We start from the raw sequence: 20,428 nt of genomic DNA, 5'->3' as shown, positions 1-20,428 counted from the left end.
CGAAAAAACTAATGTTGAAGGTCGCAAGTTATAATATCCACAAGGGGGTGGGCACCGACAGGCGTCGCAACCCCGGCCGGATCGTAGACGTGCTGAACGAGATCGACGCCGATATTATCGCGCTGCAGGAGGCTGACCGCCGTTTTGGCGCAAGGGCCGCTGCTATTCCCGAGAAGCTGCTCGAGATGCACAGCGACTATCGGGCGATTCCGCTGGATGTACAGATCGATTCCATGGGCTGGCACGGCAATGCAATATTGGTCCGCAAATCCGCAACGGTGATCGCGCACGATGTCATGCATATACCCTGCCTCGAACCACGCGGCGCGATCATGGCCCATTGCGAGTGGGAGGGCAAAGAGCTGGCGATTTTCGGCATGCATCTCGACCTGTCTGGCCTATGGCGCAGACGGCAGGCCGCTGCGATCATCAAGCTCGCGCAGGAAAAGCAACGCGATGTCCCGGTCGTGCTGATGGGCGATCTCAATGAATGGAGCGCTGCCAGCGGTTGCCTGAAGGATTTTGGCAAGGCCTTCGAGATGGTCGATTGTGGCCGCAGTTTTCATTCCCGCAGTCCGATCGCGACGCTCGACCGGATCATGCATTCCGACGACATCCAATCGTCGGCCTCGGGTGTTCACGACAGTCCGGCGGCCCGCAAGGCATCCGACCATTTGCCGGTCTGGGCCCAAATCGCGGTCGACTGACAACTTGTTCCCGTTCGATTAACCGTATACGTAACTCTACCTATGTCGCGTTCAACGGTGGGCTGGTAGCGGCATTCCGACTAAACGTGGAAGGACGTTATGGACAATTTACTGCTGAAGGCTGGCGGATGGCTGGCGCTCGTATTTCTGGCATTCATTGCGATGGTATTGGCTGTGGACAGTGGCTTCGCTATCCATATGGCAATCATCATGCTTGCCTGCCTGATTGCCCTCTGGGTCACCGTGAGCAAGGCGGATTATGCTGCCATCGGTCGCGGAATATTGAAAGCGCCCGCCGATCCCGGGAAATATGACGACGATCCCATCCGCTGGGGTGTGATTGCGACCATTTTCTGGGGCATCGCCGGCTTTTCAGTCGGCCTTTATATTGCCCTGCAACTGGTGTTTCCGGCGCTCAATCTAGGGCTCGAATATACGACGTTTGGACGGTTGCGACCGCTGCATACGTCTGCGGTTATTTTTGCTTTCGGAGGCAATGCGCTCATCGCGACGTCTTATTATGTCGTGCAGCGCACGTGCAGGGCGAGGCTGGCCTTCCCCCGTCTCGCCCGTTTTGTTTTCTGGGGCTATCAGCTGTTCATTATACTGGCTGCCACCGGCTATCTGCTCGGCATTACCCAGTCCAAGGAATATGCCGAACCGGAATGGTATGTCGATCTGTGGCTGACCATCGTCTGGATCGCCTATGCCGTGGTCTTTATCGGCACGCTGGTGAAGCGAACCGAGCCACATATTTACGTCGCAAACTGGTTCTATCTGAGCTTCATTCTGACCATCGCCATGCTGCATGTCGTCAACGGCCTGTCGATGCCCGTCAGCCTGTTGGGCGCGAAAAGCTACAGCGCCTTTGCCGGCGTGCAGGATGCCCTGACCCAATGGTGGTACGGACATAATGCTGTGGCATTCTTCCTGACCGTCCCGTTCCTGGCGATGATGTATTATTTCGTCCCCAAACAGGCGGAGCGACCGATCTATTCCTATCGGCTCTCGATCATTCACTTCTGGTCGCTGATTTTTCTCTACATCTGGGCGGGCCCGCATCACCTTCATTATACGGCGCTGCCGGACTGGGCTCAGACGCTCGGTATGGTCTTCTCGATCGTCTTGTGGATGCCAAGCTGGGGCGGGATGATCAACGGCCTGATGACGCTGAACGGCGCATGGGACAAGATCCGCACCGATCCGATCATCCGGATGATGGTGCTTGCCCTCGCCTTCTACGGCATGGCTACCTTTGAAGGACCGATGCTGTCGATCAAGGCCGTTAACAGCCTTTCCCATTACACCGAATGGACAATCGGCCACGTCCACGCCGGTGCGCTCGGCTGGAACGGCATGATCACATTTGCGGCAATCTACTATCTGGTTCCGCGCCTTTGGGACAAGCAACGGCTCTATTCGTTGCGCATGGTGAACTGGCATTTCTGGCTCGCGACCATCGGTATCGTGCTTTACGCCGCTGCCTTGTGGGTTGCCGGTATCATGCAGGGCCTGATGTGGCGCGAATATGGTGACGATGGCTATCTCGTCTATGCGTTCAGCGAAGTCGTTTCCGCAATGGAACCGCTTTATCTGATCCGTGCAGCTGGCGGATTGATGTATCTCGCCGGAGGCGCAGTCATGGTTTACAACGTCTGGATGACCATTGCCGGTCACCAGCGGGTGGAAAAATCGATGACCGAGACTCCTCACAATGCCGAGGCCGATCGGCCGATCATTGCCGAGCCAGCGGAATAGGAGGCGGGATATGTCAAAACTTGCACATCACCATAAGAAGCTTGAGCGCAACATAACCCTGCTGGCGGTCTTTGCCTTCATCGCCGTCGCCATTGGCGGAATTGTCGAGATTGCTCCGCTGTTCTGGATCGACAATACGGTCGAGGAAGTGGAAGGCGTGCGGCCCTATACGCCGCTCGAACTGGCCGGACGCAATATCTACGTCCGCGAGGGTTGCTATACCTGTCACAGCCAGATGATCCGTCCGTTCCGCGACGAAGTCGAACGCTATGGCCATTATTCACTGGCCGCAGAATCGATGTACGATCATCCGTTCCAGTGGGGATCGAAGCGCACAGGACCGGACCTGGCGCGGGTTGGCGGACGCTATTCCGACGAATGGCACGTCCAGCATCTGACGGACCCGCGCGCTGTCGTGCCGGTATCGATCATGCCGCCTTATGCATTTCTTGCGGAAAAGGAGCTGGATCCGGGCGATATGGGCGCTCACCTCAAAGCCATGGTCCGGCTTGGTGTCCCCTACAGCAAGGATGACGTTGCAAAAGCAAATGAAGATATGGCGATACAGGCCGATCCCATGGCCAATTCAACCGATCTGGAAATGCGCTATCCTAAGGCACAAGTCCGTGATTTCGACGGCAATCCCGACAAGCTGACCGAGATGGACGCACTGATCGCCTATCTCCAGATGTTGGGTACGCTGGTCGACTTTGAAAGCGGAGAAGCGCAGGAGCAGGCAAGATGAGCTATGATGCCATGCGTCATTTTGCCGATAGCTGGGGTCTCATATTCATGGGTCTGGTGTTCCTGACCTTTATCGGATGGACATTCCGCCCGAACGCGGACCGGCACCATAAGGACGCCGCCAATATAATCTTTGATGATAGCCATGAAAAAGGTGGCAATGATGACCAATAAAAAGCGCATTGACGAACCGACCGGGACAGAAACCGTTGGCCATGAATGGGATGGTATCGAAGAACTGGACACGCCCATGCCACGCTGGTGGCTGTGGGCGCTTTATTTAAGCATTGTCTGGGCGATCGGATATGTCATTCTCTATCCTGCCTGGCCCATGTTAAATTCCGCCACCGAAGGTACGCTAGGCTGGACCAGCCGGGGTCAGCTCGAGCAGGAAATGGCCGCACGACAAGCAGAACTGGAGCCGATTCGACAGGCATTGGTCTCGACCGACATGCGCGCGCTGGAAGATAATCCGCAGCTTATGCAACAGGCAATTGAAGGTGGACGATCAGCCTTCAAGGTCCACTGCGTACAATGTCACGGGTTCGGTGCAGCGGGTTCCAAGGGCTATCCCAATCTCAACGATGATGACTGGCTTTGGGGCGGCGATCTCGAAACGATCGAATATACGCTGATCCACGGTATCCGGAACCCGGACCATGACAAGACCCGTTTCTCGCAAATGCCGGCGTTCGGTAGAGACGGCATATTGCAATCGAAAGAGATTCAGGATCTGGTCTCTTATGTCCGATTATTGTCCGGTCGGGAAAAGAAAAGTGCAGCATCGACGCGGGGAGCCGCCTTGTTCGAAACCAATTGCGTAGTCTGCCACGGTGCCGATGGCACAGGTGACCGGGTTCAGGGTGCGCCCAACCTCACCGATGCGATCAGCCTCTACGGCCTTGATCGCGCTACGTTGACCGAAACGATTACCAATGCCCGCTATGGCGTAATGCCGCGCTGGGGCCAGAGGCTTGACCCAGCGACGATCCGGATGCTCGCTGCCTACGTGCATTCTCTGGGTGGCGGTGAAAAGCTTCTGGCCGCAGATACAGCGGCTGAGCCAAAAGCTGAGAGCGGAGATGATGAACAATCCTAAGGAAATTCTGGATCCCGATCTGAAGCTATACGCAGCGCGCAAGGATGTCTTTCCCAAGGCGGTTAACGGGACCTTCCGCCGCTTAAAATGGGTGATTATGGCGATCACCCTCGGCATATATTATATCACCCCGTGGATCCGCTGGGATCGGGGTCCCTATGCGCCTGATCAGGCGGTCCTGATCGACCTCGCCAACCGGCGCTTTTACATGTTCGGCATCGAAATCTGGCCGCATGAATTTTATTATGTTGCGGGTATGCTGGTCATGGCCGGTATCGGGCTGTTCCTCGTCACCTCTGCCGTGGGCCGGGCATGGTGCGGCTATTCCTGCCCGCAAACCGTCTGGACCGACCTGTTCCAGCATGTCGAGCGCGCCATTGATGGCGACCGCAACGCCCAGTTCCGGCTGAAGGACGCTCCCTGGGGACCAAAGAAGATCGGCAAGCGCCTGCTGAAATGGTCGGTCTGGTTGTTCATCGGCTTCTGGACCGGCGGCGCCTGGATCATGTATTTCGCCGATGCCCCCACTCTGGTTGTCGACTTCTGGACCGGTCAGGCGGCCTTCGTCGCTTATGCGACGGTCGGCGTACTGACGATGACCACCTTCATACTCGGCGGTTTCATGCGCGAGCAGGTGTGCATCTATATGTGTCCCTGGCCCCGTATCCAGGCCGCGATGATGGACGAAAAATCGCTGACCGTCACCTATAAGGACTGGCGCGGCGAACCACGCGGCAGCGTTAAAAAGGCGGAAGCCCAGCCGGGCAGCTTTGGCGACTGCATCGACTGCAATCAATGCGTCGCGGTTTGCCCGACCGGCATCGACATTCGCGAAGGACCGCAAATCGGCTGCATCACCTGCGCTCTTTGCATCGATGCCTGCGACAAGGTGATGGATCAGGTCGGACGCCCACGCGGGCTGATCGACTATGCGACACTGGAAGATGCCGAGCTGGAAAAAGCCGGAAAGCCCCACGAGCCGGTTCTGAAAACTCTGTTTCGTCCTCGTACGATCGCTTATTTCTCGATCTGGGGCGCGATTGGTCTGGCAATGCTGTTTGCGGTTGGCAATCGGACGCGCATCGACATCAGTGCCAACAAGGACCGCAACCCGGTCTATGTCCAGCTTGCCGACGGCCACGTCCGCAACAGCTACACAATCAACCTGCGCAATATGCAGAACCGGCCGCGCGACATGATCATCGGCATGACGGAACTTAAAGGCGGAGTGATGTGGTCCAATAGTGGATCACGCGAAACCGCAGGACAGACACTGATAACCAAAGTACCGGCCGATAGCGTAGCCAGACTGCGGCTCTATGTAGCGGCACCCGGCGAAGGGCCTGTCCGCGAGGACTTTGCCGTAACGGTTACCGCGGTCGATGATGCCGAGGCCAATGATATTGACGAGGTATTTTTTGAACGGCCGGAGACAGGTGAATGAGCAAGAATTCGGGCGAAGTGAAAAAATTTACGGGCTATCACGCCACGATCATGATCGTTTCGTTTTTTGCTGTCGTTATCACGGTGAATATGATTATGGCGCGGTTCGCGCTTTCGACATTCAGCGGCACGGTGGTCGACAATAGTTATGTCGCGAGCCAGAAATATAATCAATGGCTGGAACAGGCCCGCACACAGAAAGCGCACGGCTGGACCGTTTCTCCGGCCGTTCGAAAAGCGGACAAGGCCAGTATAACAGTAACCGGACCCGATGGTGCTGGGTTGCAAAGCGCAACAATGGAGGCCCTGGCAGAGCATCCCATTGGTCGGACGGAGCCTTTCGAGATCAGTTTTGCCAATATCGGCGAAGGAGAGTTTCAGAGTATCGAGCCGTTGCCCGAGGGCCGTTGGAAATTGAAGATCATCGTTAGCCAGAATGACAATATGATGCGCGTGGTTCGGGATATAAGGTGAACGCAATTGCACCGATAGGCGGCGATCGATCACAGGAGTTTGTATCGCGCTTTGCAGTACCGGCAATTCGCTGCGCCGGTTGTATTTCGAAAATTGAGAATGGCCTGAGTGATGTGCCAGGCATTTTATCGTCGCGGGTCAATTTTTCGACCAAACAGGTGTCCATATCGCATCTCCCGGAACTGGACGAAATTCAGCTCAAGCGCAAAATCGAGGCGCTGGGATTTGATGTCCAGATTCTGGCAGACAATCCTTTGTCCGAGGAAAAAGGCAGCACAGACAAGCTGATCCGCGCGCTCGCGGTTGCCGGCTTCGGGATGATGAATATCATGCTGCTGTCGGTCAGCGTCTGGGCTGGCGCAGGCGGTGTCACGCGGGACTTGTTCCACTGGCTTTCCGCGCTAATCGCGATTCCGGTGATCGCTTATTCAGGACGCCCGTTCTTTGCTTCTGCGGCCATGGCGCTGCGTTATGGCCGGACCAATATGGATGTGCCGATTTCGATCGGCATATTGCTGGCAACCGGCCTCAGTATATACGAGACCGCAACCGGCGGCGAACATGCCTATTTTGACGGAGCGGTGATGCTGTTGTTCTTCCTGCTCGCGGGGCGGGTGCTCGACGGCATGATGCGCGACCGCGCGCGCGAAGGCATTGGCGCGCTGCTGAAACAGGCCGCTCCGGGTGCCATGGTGCTGGACGATGACGGCAAGACACGGTGGGTCGCCGCCAAGGACTTGCTTCCCGATATGCGGATGATGGTTGCAGCCGGAGAAAGCCTGGCGGCAGATGGCCTAATTGAGTCCGGTTCAAGCAGCTTTGACTGTTCGCTGATGACCGGCGAAAGCGAACCACAACGACGAGGCAAAGGCGATATGGCGCTTGCCGGTACGCTCAACCTTTCATCGCCGGTCATTGTGCAGGTCACTGCGACTGGCGAAGACACCAGCGTATCGGACATCGCCCGTTTGATGGACGAAGCTGGTCAGCGCCGTTCCTTCTATGTGCGCGTCGCCGACCGGGCTGCCCGCTATTATGCGCCTGCGGTGCATAGCCTCGCCCTGCTCGCCTTTATATTCTGGATGTTTGCCGGCGCCGGCTGGCACCAGTCCCTGCTCATCGCGGTCGCCGTGCTGATCATCACCTGCCCCTGCGCTCTGGGCCTTGCAGTACCGGCAGCACAGGTCGTGGCCTCGGGCGCGCTGTTGCGCAAAGGCGTGATGGTCAAGGACGGCAGCGCACTGGAACGGCTGGCAGAGGTCGACTATGCGCTTTTCGACAAGACCGGCACACTCACCCTCGGTCGACCGACACCGGTCAATCTCGATGATCTTGGCCTGGCGCAAAAGCAGATTGCTCTGGCCCTGGCCCAAGCCAGCCGTCATCCGGTAAGCAAAGGTATACGCTCCGGATTGCTGGCGCTCGATATCGAACCGGCCGCGCTGGAAGACATTCAGGAATTGCCCGGCGAAGGCATGGCGGCAAGCTGGAACGGCATAAAAGTAATGCTCGGCAAGCCCGAGAAATCCGAGGACCATCTTTCCAGCCAGCTGACCGTTGGAACCGAAATAGTCGTGCTCCAGCTACAAGATGAAATCCGGCCGGATGCAGCAGAGACCATTGCAAGATTGCAGATGCTGGGATTGCCTGCGTCAATCATATCCGGTGATAATGCCATGTCTGTATCTCAGGTTTCCGACGCTCTTGGAATCACCGCCCAAGCCGGTGCCTCGCCTCAGGACAAGGTCGAAGCAATCACGCGGCTGACCGATAGTGGCCACAAAGTCCTTATGGTTGGCGATGGCCTGAACGACGGCCCTGCCCTTGCCGCAGCCCATGTCTCGATTGCGCCCGGTACGGCCAGCGATGTCGGTCAGCAAGCCGCCGATGCCGTCTTTACCAGCGAATCCCTGATGCCGGTAGCGCTTTCGGTCAGGGTTGCGCGGCGCACCATGCAGATCGTCCACCAGAATTTCGCTCTCGCTATCGGCTATAATATCTTCGCCGTCCCGCTGGCGCTCACCGGCATGGTCACGCCGCTGATCGCGGCGATTGCCATGTCATTATCGTCGCTGATCGTCGTGGGCAACGCCCTGCGCCTCAACGGAGCGGCCAATTGAGCGGTCTGGCAATCCTGATACCGGTTGCCCTGTTCATGGGGCTTGGCGGGTTGGTATTCTTCTTCTGGGCGATGCGAAACGACCAGTTCGAAGATCTCGACGGCGCCGCCCAGCGGGTCCTGATCGACGACGAGGAAGACGAGCCATCATGATCGCTATCATCAGAAATTCACGGTTCAGCCAATTTGCAATCGCAGCGATTGCGCTGCCGCTTGCAGCCATGCCGCTCTCGGCAAAATCCGAAATGATGAATATCGAGCTTTGTTCGGCTGATGGCCAGGTGCGAACTATTTCCATTCCTGTCGAACAGAATGATGGCAAGAATGATTGCGCGAAACCGTGCCACGCCTGCCTGTCACGCAAGAAAAGTCCGAAAAGCTGAGTTTCAACAGCCCGCTATTCAGCCCGCGCATCATGGTCTTCACCACTTTCCGCTGCAAATCCGATCCGCAGGGCTTCTGCCAGACTGCGAACGCGCAGCTTCTCCATCATATTGGCGCGATAAATCTCAACCGTTCTTGGCGAGATACCGAGATCAAAAGCGATGGTCTTGTTGGGATAGCCAGTCATTAAACCGTCGAGCACATCCTGCTCCCGTCCGGTCAGGCAGGCGAGCCGGACTTTCGCTTCTGATGCGGCCATTTCCTTGAGATTGCTATTTTCCAACCGGCTGAACGCTTCTTCCATCGCCCCGATCAGCGCTTCTTTCTCATAGGGCTTCTCGAGAAAATTGATCGCTCCGGCCCGCATCGCCTGGACTGCGATTTCAACATCACCGTGACCGGTCAGGATCACCACCGGCATGTCGATGCCATCCTTGATCATCTGCTGTTGAACCTGCAGGCCGTCCATTTCCGGCATCCGCACATCCAGCAGCACGCAGCCCCGTTCCGCGCCCTTCGCCAGCTTCAGAAAGGCAACCCCGGACTCGACCGGTTCGACTTTGAAACCGGCGTGCCGCAACATGAATGCAGCGGATCGCCGAACGGAATCATCGTCATCGACGACATAGACCAGCCGCTCATTGCTCATCATCTTGCTCCTGTCCTGCCTTTTCCAGTGTTATCCTGAATATCGTCCCGCCTTCGGGATTGGGTTCGACACCGATTGTCCCGCCATGCGCCTCGATAATCGTCCGGCAGATCGAAAGGCCCAGGCCCATGCCGTCGCCTTTGGTGCTGGCAAAAGGGTCGAACAGCCTGTGCCCCAATTCCTGATCAATGCCGGATCCGCTATCTGATACAGCTATTTCTACCCGGTCATCATCGATCGACGTAACGCCAATATGCAGATTTTTGGTAACGCTATCGGCCATCGCTTCGATGGCATTGCGCATCAGATTGACCATCACCTGCTGGATTTGCACGCGATCGACAAAAACATGATTGGTATCGGGCGCGATATCAATCGAAAATTGCACGCCTTTTTCCTGCGCTCCGATCAGACCGAGAACGCTCGCATCTTCCACCACCTGGGCAATGGATAAAACCCGCCGGTTGATCTCCCCCCGCGAGACAAATTCCCGCAGCCGCCGGACAATGGTTCCTGCCCGCAAGCTCTCGGACACGCTTTCCTGCAGTGCTTCGCGGAAAAGCTCCCGGTTCTCCGCCAAATCGCCGTCCACCATATCCCGCGCGGCCGAAAGATAATTCGCGATCGCGGTTAGCGGCTGGTTGATCTCGTGGGCGAGCGCAGAGGCCAATGTTCCAACGGCGCTCAAGCGCGAGGCATGAGCCAGATCCGCCTGCAGCGACTGAAGCTCCGCTTCCGTCTGCTTTTTCTCGGTCAGGTCTATAATGAAGCCGGTAAAATAGCGCTCATCACCGATTTTTGCTTCCCCGACTTCCAGTTGCAGCGGAAAGGTTGTGCCATCTTTCCGGCAGCCAACGACGGTTCGCCCGATACCGATAATCCGCTTTTCATTGGTTTCTATATAGCGCTCGATATAGCCGTCATGCGCCGCTCTATAAGGTTCGGGCATCAAGACTTTGACATTTTTACCGATTATCTCTTCCTGATCATAGCCGAACATCTTTTCTGCCGTCGCGCTGAAAGAACTGACCAAGCCATCTTCATCAATCACGATCATGGCGTCGGGTATGGTTGTCAGGATCGATTTCAATATGGAATTGGCGCGATCCAGTTTGCTTTCGGTCGTTCGGAGCGCGGTTAAATCCTGAAAGGATATCATCACGGCGTCGACATTACCCTGTGGATTGGCCAGTGGAGCCAGATTGCACAGCGCAAGCATGGAACGGCCATCCGGAAACTCGAGCTTCACTTCAAACGGCTCAATATCCATGTTCGGACGCACATCGAATGCACTGAGCATGGCTTCATTGAAAAAAGGTCGATGGCCCTCGGCGACGCAAGTGCCCGGCGCGCCTTGTGGCAGCTCCGCAAAGCTGGAGACGCCCAAGACGCTCAACCCAGCAAAACTGCAATTGATTGCCTGGAGATCGCGCCCGACAATCATAACACAATTGGGTAGCCCGGACAGAATAGATTCCAGATAGGGAATCTGCTTTGTGTCAAAGGCAATCGTTTCGCGCACCTGCTATGTCTATCCCTTGGCTGCCCCATCGCAACTAGCGAATATGCATGTCCTACACAGAATGGAGGCATTGCCACAAGAAAATCTGATCTGCCGATGCTACGATATTTTGTCATTCAGTGGGAGACAACAAGCGGTATGTGGCAGTTTTTGAAGAGGTTGCGTGTTACGCCGCCAAATAGAAATTCCCTCGCCCGGCTGTGCCCATAAGCGCCCATCACGATATATTCGGCCTTCACATTTTTCGCTTCTGCGAGCAGCGTGGCATCCACCGGGGCTTTGCCGGCCGGTGGGCTGTGAATTTCGGACTTGATACCGTGATAGGCCAGATATTCCGATGCGGCGAGCTGCGGAAGATCGTGATCCTTGTCCTCCTCGACCGTCAGGATATGGACGTCACTGGCCATTTTCAGCAATGGCACCGCAGCGCGCAACGCATTGCCTGCTTCAAAGCTGCCGTTCCAGGCAACCAGAGCAGCACCACAGGCATCGAACTTTTTCACGTCATCAGGCTGAACAATGACCGGAGCGGTCGCATTAAACAGGACGTCGCCCAAAATTCCTAGCGGCAAGGCGTTATCTTTATCCTGGCTGGCAGAGCTCAGAACAATGATATCGACCAACGAGGAGTTTTTGGACAGCCCGCGCGCGGGATCCGCATTTTCTTCCCGATAATCCCATGAAACATCTTCATCAGCGAGACGTTTTTCGATCTCCGCCCGCAGTTTTTCATCCAATTCACGCGACATCTGGCTGACATCATACATCACCGATATGCCGGTGACGCCGTCAAAAGCCACTTGCGAGTTATAGGGATTGACGCGCAGGCAATGAAGATGCCCGCCCAGCGAACGGGTCAAATCGAGTGCGGCCTGAAAGCGGGCCTCAAAACCCTCATCATCGGCAATATATAGCAGCACGGATTTCATATATAATCTCCCGGAATTGCAAGTCCCGCTCAGGACCAGTCATTGGGTGAAGACTAGCTAGCCAAATCCCTGACCTGTATAAGGAATAATACGGATAGAGATTCCCTCACCGTTCACGGCGCCGCTTTTTCTGTCTTTCCACCGGTCGGTGTCTGCCACTGGAAGGCCGTGATCAATTCCATGATAGCCTCTTGCGCTGCGGTATCGATTTCCTGCGGATAGGAAGCCGTCAATCGCGCATCCCAATAGCCGTAGTCCAGCGCGGTCACGCTGAAATGCCAAGGCACTCCATCGCTGTCACCGTCGAAAATGCCCTGATAGGCAGCAATATCGGGACGTCCCGATACGAAATACTCGCCCTCCGAAACGACGGCCGCGCTTGAATAGTGGGACAGCATGTCGGGTTTTACGATTTTATAGTGATCCTCGGCATTCAATTGCTCGAGATGAATAATCGCGATCTTAATTTCAATTTCATGATCTTCGAAATCCCGCAAATAGCCGATTTCGAAATTATTGCCGGAAAAATCGGTTGTCATTTCACACTGGCGGCGAAATCCCGCGACTGTTGCAGGAAATACGAAGCCGCTGTCCTTGTGAACGATTGCGCCCGGCTCTTCATAGGGCGCGAACGGGTCAGATAACGGCTCAGAGCCGATCGCGCATTGCGCTGCGGCAGGGCTGCTCGCCAGTGTCAGCGCCAGTGCTGCGACCGACAATAAGCCGGCAATGTTCAATCTCTTAGACATATATCTTCCCCGTAATATCTCAATTGGTCTTTATTCGTGACAGCTGATGACGCGAAACGGCAGCTCGCTGCCATCGGTTTCCGTGATTGTAAGATATTCACCGACCTTGAGCGGATGATCCTTGAGCCGAAAAATGCTTTCATCATCATCATCGCCGACTTTGTAGGAAAAGACCCATCCCTTGGGTGATGCAATTACCACCCCGCTCTGATCGGCTTCCCCCGGCCAGAACCGCCGCACAACAGGCCGTTTTTCAGCCTGTTTCAGCGCCTCCGGTTCAATGAAGCCTTCATCGTTCAACGGAACGCGGAAGACATATGCATGGGCTGACGAGCCATTGGGATGGTCAGCGGTTCGGGCCAGTTCAAGGCGGATTGTTTTCCAGGTCATGCATCGTGTCTGGACGAGTGCACCCGCCCGCGCGATACGCAATATTGCGTAGGTCGAATGCTAATCTTGTGCCGGAAGCGCGTGGATATGGACGTCATGACCGGAATGGGCAGACAGCAATTCTACTGCTTTTTCTTCATCTTTCTGATCCCATGTCCGCACCCATAGCAACAAACCGCCTTTCTCAAGCTGCTCCGCGATATAATCAGCATGATGTTGTTTGATAAACCGCGCCAGAGCAACTCCAACGGCCGTACCTGAACCGCCCAGGGCAAGAGCCGCCAATGCAGCAGCCAAAGCGCCGCCCGACGCCACAAGCACGATCCCGGCAAAGGCACCAACATATAGCAGGCTGCCGATCACCGCCCCTTCGGCATCGCCGATCGTTTCGACCGGAATATAGGCTTTTGACATCGCCTCCGGATCATCCTCGATTTCTGCCACCGATTTAAGACGGTGCCCGAGCTTTTCCTCGACCGCTGAGACCGGCGCGAGCACGCTAATTTCCGCGCGATCAAATCCGTGGCTCAGCAGATCATCAATTGCCGCCTGCAAACTTTCCTCGCCATCGAATATGCCGACCGCTTCCCTGACTTCGGATATTTTGGAATCTTCCATGCTGATAATCCTCAAGCAATGTCAGTCAGGCGCAGATAAGGACGCAACTCGTCCCAACCTTGAGGAAAAAGTTTATTAGCTTCGTCGTTGGAGATGGACGGGGGAATGATGACCTTGTCACCGGGACGCCAGTCTGCCGGGGTTGCGATGCGTTTTGCATCCGAGAGTTGCAGCGCGTCGATCACGCGTAATATTTCATCAAAATTCCGGCCGACGTTCATCGGATAGGTCATCATCAACCGGATTTTTTTCTTCGGATCAATGATGAACACCGAACGCACGGCCGCCGTATCACTCTCTTCCGGATGAATCATGTCATAGAGCTTGGCGACCTCGAGACTGGCATCGGCGACGATCGGGAATTGCAGGTTGGTATGCTGCGTCTCATTGACGTCCGATATCCACTTCAAATGCTCCTCTGCAGTATCCGTTGACAACCCTAGCGGCTTGGTATTGCGCGCGGCAAACTTGTCCGCCAGTTGCGCCGTCCGGCCCATCTCGGTTGTGCACACCGGGGTAAAGTCGGCAGGATGGCTGAAGAAAAACACCCAGCTCTCCCCTGCCCATTCGTGGAAATTGATCGTTCCAACTGTGCTGTCTGTGGTGAAGTCTGGAGCGGTATCGCCAATATGTAATGACATCTAAATTATCCTTTGGGAAGTTTCCAACATTTGCCTCGAGATACACACGGAAAAAAGCCGAATAACTCCGTAAACCTACGTAAAACCTGCAATGTTAAGGTTTGCGATCCGTTTGTAGGCAGTGGTCGATGCTTTCCTACATATAACCAAATAGGTTATCTGTTTGGCTTTCAACCACGAAAGGCGATTCCCCGATGACCAGTTCCCAGGATATCAATATGTTGATCGACGAAGTCATAAAACTTGAAGGTGATTACTCCAATCATCCCGCGGACCGGGGTGGCCCGACCCGATGGGGCGTTACCGAAGCCGTCGCACGGGCTCATGGCTATGCTGGCGATATGCGACATTTCCCGCGCGAGGATGCCGCCGCAATTTACAAACGCAAATATTGGCTGCGGCCCGGTTTTGACCAGATCGCCCAACATGCGCCGGACATCGCGGCCCAACTTTTCGATACCGGGATCAATATGGGCACGGGTACAGCTTCAGGCTTCCTGCAGCGCGCACTCAATGCGCTCAACCGCAACGGGCGCGACTATGAGGATATATCCGTCGATTGTGCAATTGGCAGGAAAACGCTGGCTGCTCTCGACGCTTTTCTTCGTAAACGGGGCCCTCAGGGCAAAACCGTGCTGCTCAAGGCCATCGAGGCGCTTCAGGCCGCCCGCTATATCAAACTTGCGGAAACACGTCCGGCTAACCAGGCCTTCCTCTACGGCTGGCTGGCCAACCGGATCGGCTGAATTCCGCCAAAATCTATTTTTCTTATAACAGTGTAAAGTTTGTAAAGTTCAGCGAGCCTCTTCAGACTCTTTCTTCACTTTCCCTCCCCCGAAGAGCCCGTTGAAGAGTCCGGTTCTAGCCCAAGCTTAGCAAACTCTAGAAATCTGACACACAGAAAGGAAACTTCTAAAATGTCCATTCTCTCGACCCTGATCGGACCCGTTTCAAACATCATAGACAAGATCATTCCCGACAAGGAAGCGCGTGACAGAGCCAAGCTGGAACTGCTCAAACTGGAAAGCAGTCAGGAACTGGAGGAAGCCCGTATCCAGATGTCCGCCATATTGGCAGAGGCCCAATCGGCCGATCCCTGGACGAGTCGGGCGCGCCCCAGTTTTCTCTATGTCATGTATTTTCTGCTACTCTGGTCGGTACCAATGGGGCTTATCGCCGCGTTCCGCCCAGAGGCCGCTCGCGATATAGCCACAGGCATGAACGCCTATCTCGCCGGCATACCGGAGCCGCTTTATGCCCTCTTCGGCACTGGTTATCTCGGCTATACCGTGACCCGACAATGGGGGAAAATTCGCGGCGTCGAGCGATAGGAACCGGTCATATGATCACAGCCGTTATGATCGGCCTGAACGAGTGTCCCAAAACCGGATCACCGACCGGATATCGCTCAGATTAATGCAATATTTACGAAATAGACTTGCCATGCCCATATCTTTCCAGATAAAGGGAAAAGTCTAGTTCATCCAAAGGGGATATATTAAATGACTACCGAAACCAATTTCCGTAAAATGCTGGCTGTAGCCGGCGGCCTTGCACTTGCTGTTCCTGCTCTTTCTGCATGCGCAGAACAGGCTGACGACGCTGCTGCGGTAGCTGAATGTGCTGCTGAAGACGCAACATGTGCTGCTGAAGAAGCAACATGTGCCGCTGAAGAAGCAACATGTGCCGCTGCTGAAGCAACTGGCGAAGCTGTTTGTGCCGCTGCTGATGCAACCGGCGATGCCGCTTGTGCAGCTGCTGACGCAGTTACCGAGTAAGCTCAGCTTATTCCGCATTGAAAAATGCATTAGAAAGGCTGTTTGAGCTTACGGGCCAGATAGCTAAAGAGGGCGTCTCGCTAGTACCCAGAGTGGTACCGGCAGACGCCCCTTTCGTTCAATATCAGCATTATCCCAAAGGGGATTGCATCGCGCCAGGCAACAAGTCGCGCTGGTTCTACCATGCGCACAAGCCGGAAGAACGCGAAGAAGGCGAACATGGGCATTTCCACATGTTCCTGCCCCTCGACATGTTTGAAGATGTCGAACCCTATTATCAGCCGCCCGCAAAGCTGCCCAACGGCAAAAATACCCAAGGCGTCGTCCATTTTGGCGCGCTGAGCTTCGGCTTGGACGGTATGCCGATCAGCTGGTTCACCACCAATTATTGGGTCACCTATGAATATATGATGCCAGCCGGGGCAATTGCCTCGCAACTGCGCAATTTCGATATGACCGGCGCGCCGGGCGACCCGCTGGTCAACGACTGGCTAACGGCCGCTGTCCAGCATTTCCACGATCCGATCGTCGAAATCCTTCACCAGCGCGACAGAGTTCTAAAGGACAGGAAACAGGAACTGGGTTCCGCTGTCTTCACCGACAAAAAAGTCGAGATCCTGTCCCGCCAGCCATTTGATCTCTAGTGATCATATCCCGGATTGGTGCGCTTCAATTTCCGCATCAGGCCCGGCCAGATCAGATTGTCGCCCAGGCCTTTCTGAAAGGCAGGAGCGGCCTGTTGGTAAACCCGATGCCCCATGTCTTCACTCTCCTCGTGGAGATGCTCGTCCCCGCCAACCGATTGTGCCATTATCTGGGTCTTGCAGGCATTCTCGAGGATATACATGCGCAGGAAGGCAATCGCGCAATTCTGCCCGACTGTTAAAGTACCATGGTTGCGGAGGATCAGCAGATTCTTTTCGCCAAGATCATTGATCAACCGTTCACGCTCATCGAGATCAAGCGCGATACCTTCATAGGCATGATAAGCGACGTCATCATGCACCTGCATCGCGAACTGCGTGTAGCGCCGGAGCCCGGCCTTCTGAACTGATACAGCGATACCATAAGGCGTGTGGACGTGGATGACGCATCCGGCATCCTCACGAGCGCTGTGAAGCGCACTATGGATTGTGAAACCGGCCGGGTTGATAAAATAGGGCGTGTCCTGCTTGATATTGCCATCGAGATCGATTTTCACCAATGCCGATGCGGTCATCTCGTCAAACAGCACGCCATAAGGGTTGATCAGGAAACGCTCCTCACCATTCTCGTCCGGCAACCGTGCGGAAATATGGGTGAACACAAGATCGGTCCACGCATGCATGGCACAGAGCCGGTATGTGGCCGCCAGATCACAGCGCAGCTGCCATTCCGCTTCAGAGACCTTGCCTTGGAGAGTTGGTATCTCGTGAGGATCGGGGATGGAGAACCCGGGACCGACCCCCATTGCAGATTCGTCTGTTTGGATCGCAGTTGCCATGATCGCTTCCTTCGCTTGAAATTTCATCGTCAATGCAATTAGGCATGCATTGTCCACAACCGCAACTAAACTATCTAATGTGCCTTGGTGTCAAGTATTGCCGCAAGCGGTGTGCCTTACCGAAGGACAAATAGACGCCATGCAATCGGGAACCCGATTTTGACGAAAACATCCCTTTCAGCGGCTTATTTATTAGAGACGGTAAGGTTTTGAAGGAAGCAGCTGAAGCCGGGCGATTCATTCTATATCAACCCGTGCAGTCAGCGCGTTTGCCGGATTCCAGATAAATTTGGTGGGAGCCCGATCCTTTTACAACATTCAGATCGATATTCGCTTGTTTGAGCCAGTCATCACAAATTCCGATGGCCGGTGATATTTCGGAGAAGCTGATATCGAGAAACAGTCGGGCGTTTCTAAATTCCATTATATTCAGCAAATCTTCCGTCAAAACCTTTGCTTCCGCTCGAGTTGTAGCTGTGAGCAGAACAGCAAATTGCGTCCCCCCCATACGCCCGACACAGTTTGGCGCCGTGAGATGGGCGATCAGCGACTGGACAATTTTCCGCAATAGCGCGTTTCCTGATCCGCATCCGGAATGGTGCGTGACCATTTTATTTAGATCTGCGTCAAAAAGAACGAGCGTACTTTCAATCTTCTGCCGGTTATAAAGGGAAATAGCCTTCTGCACCGCTACAGAGAAGCCGCTACGCGTCAGTGCGCCGGTCAACCGGTCTTTGGCGGTTTGTTGACGCAATTCGAGCTCATGAATCACCAGTTCAGCTAGCTGTTCTATCAATTCAATTTTCGAGTGCCCCAACTGTCTAGGAACGACATCTAACGCAGAAAGCGTGCCAATATTATGTCCGTCCGGCGTTGTCAGTGGTACGCCGACATAGCTTCTCAAAAAAGGGAAAGCTGTAACCGAAGGATGATCCTTGAACTTCGGATCGAGAGTGGCATCTTCAATTATCATAGAACAATTTTGACCTATGGCGTGATTACAGAACGTATTATCTCGCGGCACCTCCGACGCTTCAAAACCAATTTTCGACTTAAACCATAGCCGCTTTCCATCGAGCAATGAAATCGCGACAATTGGAACGTCGAGAGCCGATTTCACCGCCATCGTAATTTGGTCGAAGCGATATTCCTCAACGGTATCCAGAACATCATAGCGCTCCAGAGCAAATTGCCGGGCGATTTCCGCTTCGAATTGGAAGATCCGATCTATCTTCATTCTATCATCCAATTTGACCAACATTAGTATGAGAGACGGTCATCGCGTCAAAAAGCTAAGGAGGTTAATTGGTTGCTGAAGAGAATGACGAGGTCACGGCAAAGGGAACTTTGAATCCATCAGACCGGCTTCATGTTCTTGCAAGGAGCGCGCGAACCGGTTTCGATGTTTCTCGATCTCGACGCGAGATCTCATATCGCTAAAAATCAGTCATTGCAGACCGTCGCATTTGATGAACGCGCTTAATTTGTCGATGTTTTTGCCGTTCATATCCACGTGGCAACTTGGCTGAGGATGGAATAATGACACCCCGCGTTGATGTGATACCTGATCGGAACGATATTCTTTCGACGGATAGCAGGCGTGGAAACGACCGCGAAGCGGTAACCGCGGAAATATTTGTCCGGCAATCCAATACACAGCTGTTTCGCGCTACATTGTCGGATCTTTCCGTCACCGGTTTCAAAATGCTAAGTTGCACAAATCTTGATACAGACAAACTGGTTTTCGTGACTTTACCCGGCCTGCAAACGCTCGGAGCGCATATAAGATGGGCGCGATATCATGATTTTGGCTGCGAGTTCACCACTCCGCTGCATCCAGCAGTGCTCGACCATATTGTTTCAGTTCTTCGAAATTTTTGATATACTGAACGCCAACCGCATCACGAGGCTACGCCGCGGATGACAGGCAATTTTCATGTGAAAAATAAGCATAAACGCGTAGAAGGAACGACAAAGCTCCGTCAATTCCAGATTAACTAAAGTCCCGAAGTTCTGCCATCCTGGAACGGGCCATCTCAGTTCCAGATCACCGTTGATTATGCGACCCTGTTGGGATGGCCTTTTGGTTTTTCCGAATTTCTTGTCGTAATTTCCCGCTGTCTGACGGAAGAAAAATATCCGTCATCATCGCCCGCATTATTGGCTTCAATATCAACCTACTGATATCAATATGCGCTTGGATAAGCCCCCTTTCTCATGGCATCCAAGATATCCGATTGTCCTCCGTGCCGATAGAGCGTATCTATCTAAATCGACCAAGATATTTTAGTTACAATCGTAATAATTACAACGCATTATTGAAGAAGCTCAAGAATGTGACTAGACGTTTTTTTGCAAAGATTAGCAGAACCTGGGGGGGCTCTAAAATTGCAGTGTGAAGGCAATGGATAATGTGGAATCTGAGCTAGCGGAACTTCGATCGGCCCTTCAGCGGGCAAACGAAAGATTCGAGATACTGGACAAACGACTGGCGTATTCACTCGACGGATCCAACGAAGACAAAATTGTCGTCAATAACGAGCGGGGCTCTCTTGATCTGATTGGTCGTGCCACGAATTATCTGCATTGGGGGCGACTAAAATCCCAGACCATGGATTCCGGAAATGGCTTATTCTCGGACTCATGTTGGAACATGTGCCTCGATATCTACATCTGTGGCCTAAAAGAGGAACGGGTGACGGTTTCAGCCATCGCGCACAGTTCCGGTATACCGATGACGACTGCGATGAGATATATTAACGTAATGGTCCAACAGGGTTTAATTGAAAAAACGCCAAATCCTGCAGACAATCGAATGATCTTTGTTTCGCTTTCCTCTGACTGCATGGAAAAGATCGAAAAGCTTCTCACCAGCTCCCCACTCTGAAACCCGTGCGCCAACGGTGTTCACAGATAATTTCATAGCAACAATTATCACACC

The 20,428-nt window shown here is 54.2% G+C and carries 25 protein-coding genes; 16 read left to right on the top strand and 9 right to left on the bottom strand.

Annotation, left to right across the window (positions count from 1 at the left end; all coding sequences use genetic code 11):
• Window positions 1-11: 11 nt before the first annotated feature.
• The 10 genes from AAC060_RS14805 (at window position 12) to AAC060_RS14760 (ending at window position 8,727) form a co-directional block, all read left to right on the top strand.
• Complete coding sequence (locus AAC060_RS14805; protein WP_339827586.1) at window positions 12-707, top strand: endonuclease/exonuclease/phosphatase family protein; 696 nt, start codon at window positions 12-14, stop codon at window positions 705-707.
• A 99-nt stretch (window positions 708-806) separates the two neighbouring features.
• Window positions 807-2,465, top strand: a complete 1,659-nt coding sequence (gene ccoN, locus AAC060_RS14800; protein WP_339827584.1) for a cytochrome-c oxidase, cbb3-type subunit I — start codon at window positions 807-809, stop codon at window positions 2,463-2,465.
• Window positions 2,466-2,475: 10 nt separating this feature from the next.
• Window positions 2,476-3,210 carry a cytochrome-c oxidase, cbb3-type subunit II gene (ccoO, locus tag AAC060_RS14795; RefSeq protein ID WP_339827582.1) on the top strand — a complete coding sequence of 245 codons (735 nt, stop codon included), beginning with the start codon at window positions 2,476-2,478 and terminating at the stop codon, window positions 3,208-3,210.
• Window positions 3,207-3,383 carry a cbb3-type cytochrome c oxidase subunit 3 gene (locus AAC060_RS14790; protein ID WP_339827580.1) on the top strand — a complete coding sequence of 59 codons (177 nt, stop codon included), beginning with the start codon at window positions 3,207-3,209 and terminating at the stop codon, window positions 3,381-3,383. Before ccoO ends, AAC060_RS14790 begins: the two co-directional genes overlap by 4 nt.
• Window positions 3,373-4,308, top strand: a complete 936-nt coding sequence (gene ccoP, locus AAC060_RS14785) for a cytochrome-c oxidase, cbb3-type subunit III (protein WP_339827728.1) — start codon at window positions 3,373-3,375, stop codon at window positions 4,306-4,308. Before AAC060_RS14790 ends, ccoP begins: the two co-directional genes overlap by 11 nt.
• Window positions 4,295-5,752 (top strand): cytochrome c oxidase accessory protein CcoG, encoded by a 1,458-nt coding sequence (ccoG, locus tag AAC060_RS14780; protein ID WP_339827725.1) that lies wholly within the window; start codon window positions 4,295-4,297, stop codon window positions 5,750-5,752. Before ccoP ends, ccoG begins: the two co-directional genes overlap by 14 nt.
• A complete protein-coding gene (locus tag AAC060_RS14775; protein ID WP_339827578.1) occupies window positions 5,749-6,225 on the top strand; it encodes a FixH family protein in 477 nt (158 codons plus the stop codon). The genes ccoG and AAC060_RS14775 overlap by 4 nt, the downstream gene beginning before the upstream one ends.
• Window positions 6,222-8,345, top strand: coding sequence for a heavy metal translocating P-type ATPase (locus AAC060_RS14770; protein ID WP_339827575.1), 2,124 nt, complete (start codon window positions 6,222-6,224; stop codon window positions 8,343-8,345). Before AAC060_RS14775 ends, AAC060_RS14770 begins: the two co-directional genes overlap by 4 nt.
• Window positions 8,342-8,497, top strand: a complete 156-nt coding sequence (ccoS, locus tag AAC060_RS14765) for a cbb3-type cytochrome oxidase assembly protein CcoS (protein WP_339827572.1) — start codon at window positions 8,342-8,344, stop codon at window positions 8,495-8,497. Before AAC060_RS14770 ends, ccoS begins: the two co-directional genes overlap by 4 nt.
• Window positions 8,494-8,727 carry a hypothetical protein gene (locus AAC060_RS14760; protein ID WP_339827569.1) on the top strand — a complete coding sequence of 78 codons (234 nt, stop codon included), beginning with the start codon at window positions 8,494-8,496 and terminating at the stop codon, window positions 8,725-8,727. Before ccoS ends, AAC060_RS14760 begins: the two co-directional genes overlap by 4 nt.
• A 14-nt stretch (window positions 8,728-8,741) precedes the next feature.
• Here the strand turns inward: AAC060_RS14760 and AAC060_RS14755 are convergent, their stop codons facing one another.
• The 7 genes from AAC060_RS14755 to AAC060_RS14725 all read right to left on the bottom strand — a co-directional run bounded on the left by AAC060_RS14755 (window position 8,742) and on the right by AAC060_RS14725 (window position 14,226).
• The gene (locus AAC060_RS14755) at window positions 8,742-9,377 is read right to left on the bottom strand and encodes a response regulator (protein ID WP_339827723.1); all 636 of its coding nucleotides are present in this window, start codon (window positions 9,375-9,377) and stop codon (window positions 8,742-8,744) included.
• Window positions 9,367-10,899 carry a PAS domain S-box protein gene (locus AAC060_RS14750; RefSeq protein ID WP_339827566.1) on the bottom strand — a complete coding sequence of 511 codons (1,533 nt, stop codon included), beginning with the start codon at window positions 10,897-10,899 and terminating at the stop codon, window positions 9,367-9,369. Before AAC060_RS14750 ends, AAC060_RS14755 begins: the two co-directional genes overlap by 11 nt.
• A 116-nt stretch (window positions 10,900-11,015) precedes the next feature.
• Window positions 11,016-11,828, bottom strand: coding sequence for a universal stress protein (locus tag AAC060_RS14745; protein ID WP_339827564.1), 813 nt, complete (start codon window positions 11,826-11,828; stop codon window positions 11,016-11,018).
• A 113-nt stretch (window positions 11,829-11,941) separates the two neighbouring features.
• Window positions 11,942-12,577 (bottom strand): hypothetical protein, encoded by a 636-nt coding sequence (locus AAC060_RS14740; protein ID WP_339827562.1) that lies wholly within the window; start codon window positions 12,575-12,577, stop codon window positions 11,942-11,944.
• Between the two features lie 30 nt (window positions 12,578-12,607).
• Window positions 12,608-12,967 (bottom strand): hypothetical protein, encoded by a 360-nt coding sequence (locus AAC060_RS14735; RefSeq protein ID WP_339827560.1) that lies wholly within the window; start codon window positions 12,965-12,967, stop codon window positions 12,608-12,610.
• A gap of 60 nt (window positions 12,968-13,027) precedes the next feature.
• A complete protein-coding gene (locus tag AAC060_RS14730) occupies window positions 13,028-13,585 on the bottom strand; it encodes a hypothetical protein (RefSeq protein ID WP_339827557.1) in 558 nt (185 codons plus the stop codon).
• An 11-nt stretch (window positions 13,586-13,596) separates the two neighbouring features.
• Window positions 13,597-14,226 (bottom strand): peroxiredoxin, encoded by a 630-nt coding sequence (locus AAC060_RS14725; RefSeq protein WP_339827555.1) that lies wholly within the window; start codon window positions 14,224-14,226, stop codon window positions 13,597-13,599.
• 194 nt (window positions 14,227-14,420) lie between these two features.
• Between AAC060_RS14725 and AAC060_RS14720 the strand changes: the two genes are divergently transcribed.
• The 4 genes from AAC060_RS14720 (at window position 14,421) to AAC060_RS14705 (ending at window position 16,648) form a co-directional block, all read left to right on the top strand.
• Entirely contained in the window at window positions 14,421-14,972 is a 552-nt protein-coding gene (locus AAC060_RS14720) for a glycosyl hydrolase 108 family protein (protein ID WP_339827553.1), read from the top strand.
• A 171-nt stretch (window positions 14,973-15,143) separates the two neighbouring features.
• Window positions 15,144-15,557: a holin family protein gene (locus AAC060_RS14715; RefSeq protein ID WP_339827551.1), complete on the top strand. Its 414-nt coding sequence runs from the start codon at window positions 15,144-15,146 to the stop codon at window positions 15,555-15,557.
• Window positions 15,558-15,846: 289 nt separating this feature from the next.
• Window positions 15,847-16,050, top strand: a complete 204-nt coding sequence (locus AAC060_RS14710) for a hypothetical protein (RefSeq protein ID WP_339827550.1) — start codon at window positions 15,847-15,849, stop codon at window positions 16,048-16,050.
• 46 nt (window positions 16,051-16,096) lie between these two features.
• Window positions 16,097-16,648 (top strand): hypothetical protein, encoded by a 552-nt coding sequence (locus AAC060_RS14705; RefSeq protein WP_339827547.1) that lies wholly within the window; start codon window positions 16,097-16,099, stop codon window positions 16,646-16,648.
• Here the strand turns inward: AAC060_RS14705 and AAC060_RS14700 are convergent.
• Together AAC060_RS14700 and AAC060_RS14695 are read right to left on the bottom strand one after the other, a co-directional pair.
• Window positions 16,645-17,487 (bottom strand): class II aldolase/adducin family protein, encoded by an 843-nt coding sequence (locus AAC060_RS14700; RefSeq protein ID WP_339827544.1) that lies wholly within the window; start codon window positions 17,485-17,487, stop codon window positions 16,645-16,647. The two genes, AAC060_RS14705 and AAC060_RS14700, sit on opposite strands and share 4 nt — an antisense overlap.
• A 247-nt stretch (window positions 17,488-17,734) precedes the next feature.
• Complete coding sequence (locus AAC060_RS14695) at window positions 17,735-18,724, bottom strand: diguanylate cyclase (RefSeq protein WP_339827542.1); 990 nt, start codon at window positions 18,722-18,724, stop codon at window positions 17,735-17,737.
• Window positions 18,725-19,026: 302 nt separating this feature from the next.
• On the opposite strand from AAC060_RS14695, the gene AAC060_RS14690 reads away from it, so the two are divergent.
• Both AAC060_RS14690 and AAC060_RS14685 read left to right on the top strand, forming a co-directional pair.
• Window positions 19,027-19,368 (top strand): PilZ domain-containing protein, encoded by a 342-nt coding sequence (locus AAC060_RS14690; RefSeq protein WP_339827540.1) that lies wholly within the window; start codon window positions 19,027-19,029, stop codon window positions 19,366-19,368.
• 523 nt (window positions 19,369-19,891) lie between these two features.
• The gene (locus AAC060_RS14685) at window positions 19,892-20,374 is read left to right on the top strand and encodes a MarR family transcriptional regulator (protein WP_339827537.1); all 483 of its coding nucleotides are present in this window, start codon (window positions 19,892-19,894) and stop codon (window positions 20,372-20,374) included.
• Window positions 20,375-20,428 lie beyond the last annotated feature (54 nt).

Origin of the sequence: uncultured Parasphingorhabdus sp., from assembly GCF_963975555.1 — a bacterium.
Taxonomy (GTDB): domain Bacteria; phylum Pseudomonadota; class Alphaproteobacteria; order Sphingomonadales; family Sphingomonadaceae; genus Parasphingorhabdus.
Note: the sequence above shows the minus strand (reverse complement) of the source record. Positions and strands in the feature narration are given on the sequence as shown.

Excerpts from the sequence above, each read along its gene's own strand:
- AAC060_RS14805 (WP_339827586.1), top strand. The coding sequence starts at position 12 with ATGTTGAAGGTCGCAAGTTATAATATCCACAAGGGGGTGGGCACCGAC.
- ccoN (WP_339827584.1), top strand. The coding sequence starts at position 807 with ATGGACAATTTACTGCTGAAGGCTGGCGGATGGCTGGCGCTCGTATTT.
- ccoO (WP_339827582.1), top strand. The coding sequence starts at position 2,476 with ATGTCAAAACTTGCACATCACCATAAGAAGCTTGAGCGCAACATAACC.
- AAC060_RS14790 (WP_339827580.1), top strand. The coding sequence starts at position 3,207 with ATGAGCTATGATGCCATGCGTCATTTTGCCGATAGCTGGGGTCTCATA.
- ccoP (WP_339827728.1), top strand. The coding sequence starts at position 3,373 with ATGACCAATAAAAAGCGCATTGACGAACCGACCGGGACAGAAACCGTT.
- ccoG (WP_339827725.1), top strand. The coding sequence starts at position 4,295 with ATGAACAATCCTAAGGAAATTCTGGATCCCGATCTGAAGCTATACGCA.
- AAC060_RS14775 (WP_339827578.1), top strand. The coding sequence starts at position 5,749 with ATGAGCAAGAATTCGGGCGAAGTGAAAAAATTTACGGGCTATCACGCC.
- AAC060_RS14760 (WP_339827569.1), top strand. The coding sequence starts at position 8,494 with ATGATCGCTATCATCAGAAATTCACGGTTCAGCCAATTTGCAATCGCA.
- AAC060_RS14755 (WP_339827723.1), bottom strand. The coding sequence starts at position 9,377 with ATGAGCAATGAGCGGCTGGTCTATGTCGTCGATGACGATGATTCCGTT.
- AAC060_RS14745 (WP_339827564.1), bottom strand. The coding sequence starts at position 11,828 with ATGAAATCCGTGCTGCTATATATTGCCGATGATGAGGGTTTTGAGGCC.
- AAC060_RS14740 (WP_339827562.1), bottom strand. The coding sequence starts at position 12,577 with ATGTCTAAGAGATTGAACATTGCCGGCTTATTGTCGGTCGCAGCACTG.
- AAC060_RS14735 (WP_339827560.1), bottom strand. The coding sequence starts at position 12,967 with ATGACCTGGAAAACAATCCGCCTTGAACTGGCCCGAACCGCTGACCAT.
- AAC060_RS14730 (WP_339827557.1), bottom strand. The coding sequence starts at position 13,585 with ATGGAAGATTCCAAAATATCCGAAGTCAGGGAAGCGGTCGGCATATTC.
- AAC060_RS14725 (WP_339827555.1), bottom strand. The coding sequence starts at position 14,226 with ATGTCATTACATATTGGCGATACCGCTCCAGACTTCACCACAGACAGC.
- AAC060_RS14720 (WP_339827553.1), top strand. The coding sequence starts at position 14,421 with ATGACCAGTTCCCAGGATATCAATATGTTGATCGACGAAGTCATAAAA.
- AAC060_RS14715 (WP_339827551.1), top strand. The coding sequence starts at position 15,144 with ATGTCCATTCTCTCGACCCTGATCGGACCCGTTTCAAACATCATAGAC.
- AAC060_RS14700 (WP_339827544.1), bottom strand. The coding sequence starts at position 17,487 with ATGGCAACTGCGATCCAAACAGACGAATCTGCAATGGGGGTCGGTCCC.
- AAC060_RS14695 (WP_339827542.1), bottom strand. The coding sequence starts at position 18,724 with ATGAAGATAGATCGGATCTTCCAATTCGAAGCGGAAATCGCCCGGCAA.
- AAC060_RS14690 (WP_339827540.1), top strand. The coding sequence starts at position 19,027 with ATGACACCCCGCGTTGATGTGATACCTGATCGGAACGATATTCTTTCG.
- AAC060_RS14685 (WP_339827537.1), top strand. The coding sequence starts at position 19,892 with ATGGATAATGTGGAATCTGAGCTAGCGGAACTTCGATCGGCCCTTCAG.